General features: G+C 39.3%; 2 protein-coding genes. Both read left to right on the top strand.

The window, feature by feature from the left end:
* On the top strand, positions 1 to 228 hold a 228-nt coding region (locus LZG71_RS30295; RefSeq protein ID WP_233827022.1), incomplete at its 5' end, for an AraC family transcriptional regulator.
* 1,479 nt (positions 229 to 1,707) lie between these two features.
* On the top strand, positions 1,708 to 4,012 hold a 2,305-nt coding region (locus tag LZG71_RS30290), incomplete at its 3' end, for a two-component regulator propeller domain-containing protein (RefSeq protein WP_233827020.1).

The raw sequence follows: 4,012 nt of genomic DNA, 5'->3' as shown, positions 1-4,012 counted from the left end.
GTATTGTATCAAAAACTCAGGGCATTAACCGACCTAACCATTAACGACTTTGTAAAACTTATCCGTTTTAAGTTGGCCGCCAGACTCTTAAAAAATGATAGTCTCTCAGTTCAGCAAGTTGCTTCTATGGTGGGTTACGACGACAGAAAACATTTTAGCAGCGAGTTTAAAAAACAATTTGGTAAAACACCGAGTGAATATGCTTCTGAGCATTTACAAATTGAGTAATTCAACTTTTTGACTTTTTTATAATGAGTTGGATAAAATAGCGCAACGTCATTTCTATAACAACACAAACGAGGGTGTCTTCTATGTTGAAAAACAATTCCCGGATTAAATTTTAGGCTTATTTGTTGGATCTTGGCAATAGGTTATTAATCTCCCGTTGAAATGTGTTAACCTGAAAGGTTATCTCATTTTAACGGGGTCCCTTAAATTCTATAAACCACACTTCTCTTAGTGAACATCTTCTTTTGAAGAGTCACAGTCTTATTGTTATGCTATATAAATGCGGGACGCAAACTCAAAATAGTGAACAGCCTACATGATAACGTCACAGACACCCTCATACACTTGTTGTGGGCTTTTGGAAAGGGTTGACAAGGCTCTTCGACCAGGAACGTTATTGATTCGCTTTGGAAAGCTTCCTCCGGCAACTCGGTAAAAATTCAATGCATCATGTAAAGTGGTTTTTACAATAGTAGGTTGTATTTTTTAAAATGGCTTAAATGCACTTAGCAATTCCGACGGTTTTGCCGCCTTCGATACTAGCTCTCTTGTCTGTTTGCTTAATAATGGCAATTTCCAGTTCCTCTTAAAACAAAATAATTGAAATGTTTTTTTTTCGATATTACGCGGAAAACTATTGATATCTGAACTATTCAAACTCCGAAACAGAACATCGATCTTGTTTTCCTCCATACAGCTTCCAAATTCGTAGCCCTGTAGATTTCAATCTGGTCGATTTTATCTCGAAAAAAAGAAGATGGGCTAAAAAAATAATTTCTGGTTTTCAAGAATCAGTATTTTTTAGAGTGTGGCGTACATTTTTTTTGATTTAGGTTCTATTTTCTTTTGCAGAATTCACTTGTTTTTCATTAGTACGGGGGTGAAAATCGACTTAGATGTGGGGGAGATATTTCCTAAATAATGAAGTCTAGTGGTGTGAAAAGTAGTGGACCCGGGAAGGTAACCTATCAGGGCTTATCCAGAGGTCGTTTTTATACTACATGTCCAGAAAGTATCTGAAACAGTATCTGGGATTTATTTGTTAGTAATTTTGATTTTTAAGTGTTGGGCTGTTTTCTATATTGTAGTGTACTTATGTCAATGAAACTGCTAAACTTGATATTTTTGGAAGGCAAAATCGAATGGCTAATTTTACAACAGTTAGTGTCTCAACATTTTGTACCTGCTGGCAGTTAGAGATTTCGGGTATTTTGAAGTACCACAATGATAGGCTTAATATCTATTGCTGGTTTTCCAATTAGAATGAACCCAAAAAGTAGGCTGGAATGGATTCATAAACCAACAAAACCGGAAGATTGGTAAGTGGCGGATGGAAGTACAACCATAGGGACAGGGAGGCGCCAGCCAACGAATTTATGCGGCTTTTGACCTGAGAATCACTTCATGGATGCTATGCTGGTTCCATAGTGCGGAATGTTGACTTTAACGCATAGATCCTAAGTATTAAATGAGCTTCAAATGAGATTAATTTTTGTTTTACTAGTGCTGATCGTCAGCTTACAATCATCAGCTCAGAATTCCATTTCATATGATCTTACTGTCCGTGAAGGTCTTATTGACAATTCTGTATATACCACCACTCAGGATAAACGCGGATTTATGTGGTTTGGAACCTGGAAGGGGCTTTGCAGTTATGATACCAGAGGATTTAAAACCTATAAGAATGATCCGAAAAACCCTCGCAGTATTTCTTCTGACTTCATAAGATCATCCTTTCTTGACTCAAAGGGTATCTTATGGATTGGAACTAATTGGGGGCTTAACCGATATGACCCATTAACTGATTCATTTGATAGATTTTTTAAAAATACATCAAATGAGAACAGCTTAGGTGATAACACCATTTGGTGCTTGATGGAGGATCGAAAAGGAAACCTTTGGATGGGCACCTCAAACGGAATTAGTCGCCTGAGTACACGTAAGGGCACTGTGAGCATCAAACGGTTCTTATACTCCAAGGATCTATCAAAGAAAAAATGGGACATCACATCAATTTATATTGCGCCGGATGGTTTTGTCTGGGCAGTCGGATCCAATGAACTTATTGGGATTGATCCTGATCGCGACGAGCCCATATATAGGTCGATGACAAGAGATAAAGCTTCCAATCAGAAAAAGTTGGATATTTTAGCAATTTATGGAGATACCAGCGGCAATATATGGGTAGGCTCAAGGGATAGCGGTATTGGGAAATTTGATCGAAAAACGAAACAGTTTCTTTCTTTCAGAAGTGTACCAATGGTTAATGGAGAGAAAATGGATTTCTTGATGGTGGACAAGATATCGGCCTCAGTAAAAGGAGATCTATGGCTAAGGACCAATCAGGGGCTTCTAAATTTCGATCCATTGGCAGGAAAATTTAAAAACCAGGCTCCCGGCCCCATTCAAGATAACAGGTCGACCGACCAAGGAATTCTGGATCTTTATGTGGATAATAAGGACGGATTGTGGGTGGGAACCTTTGCTGACGGCGTAAAATACATTACTCCACATTCCAACTTCTTTGTTCGAGTGCCAGCCTCCATTGGTGAAATCGCAATGCAACAGGTTCTTCAGGATGGTAATGGCGGGCTTTGGTTCCAGGCGTATGGAAGTGACCGGTTCGGGAATAAAAACAGTATCTGGTTTCGTTCCAACAAAGGGCATACTCTCCTAAACCCTGGTCCCGTTACTGGCGGAGAAAGTACCCGTTCGTATTTCGACGGTTCCGGGAATTTGTGGGTAGGGCTGGTCAAAAATATTTTGATAAAATACAAGGTGGTAGCGGGCAAATTAGTTGAACAAAATCGATATGTTTTACCTGTGACTAACATGCACGCCCGGGATTGGATCACCGCAATTGCAGAAGACAAAAAAGGCTTGGTGGTGGGAACATACTATAACGGTTTATATTGTTTTGACAGTGTTAAAGACCGGTTTATAGCATATCAAAGTGGCTCCGGTATTGTGAAATGGGCAGACGATAAACACATCAGCTTTTTATTAAAAGATTCCAGAGATAATCTTTGGATCGGATCAAGTTTTGGAATTAGTATAGTCGACAGTACAAAAAGTAAAATAATACGATTTCAAACAGCCAACAAGATACAGGAATCCGCTACTACCCGCACGGTGAACAGTATTCATCAGGATAATGAAGGGAGAATCTGGATCATACTGTCCAATGACGGCCTATATTTGTACGATTCCGTCAATCACAAACTTATACCTAAGAACCAATCAAAGGATATTTCCGGCCACAACATAACCAATTTGCAGCACGACAATAATGGGAATCTTTGGCTCAGCAACGAGCTCGGTTTGGTAGAGTTTAATACCAAAAAGAGCACAACACGTCAATATTTTTATAACGAAGGTATTCCGGGATCCAGAATCATGTCCAATAGCGCCATAATGGCAAAAGATGGGGCCATTTTTGTAACCACAAATTCAGGGGCATTTTACTTCTATCCGGATCAGATTCCGTTTAACAGACAGCCACCAGCTGTTGTATTTACTGACCTGAGATTATTTAATAAACCAGTAACAGTTGACGATGAAACAGGTCTGTTAAAAACTAAACTGTCAGAAAGCGATGCGATCAGTTTTCACCACGACCAATCCATCTTCTCAGTGGATTTTGCTGTACTTAACTTTACGCATCCGGAGAAGAATCGATATGCCTATAAATTAGATGGTTTTGAAAAGGATTGGAATTATGTAAAAACTCCCACAGCGTCCTATACCAATTTGCCGGCCGGAACCTATACATTGCTCATTAAGG

The sequence above is a fragment of the Dyadobacter sp. CY312 genome, assembly GCF_021390535.1.
In the GTDB taxonomy this organism is placed as follows: domain Bacteria; phylum Bacteroidota; class Bacteroidia; order Cytophagales; family Spirosomataceae; genus Dyadobacter.
This window is presented reverse-complemented; position numbering and strand designations above follow the sequence as displayed.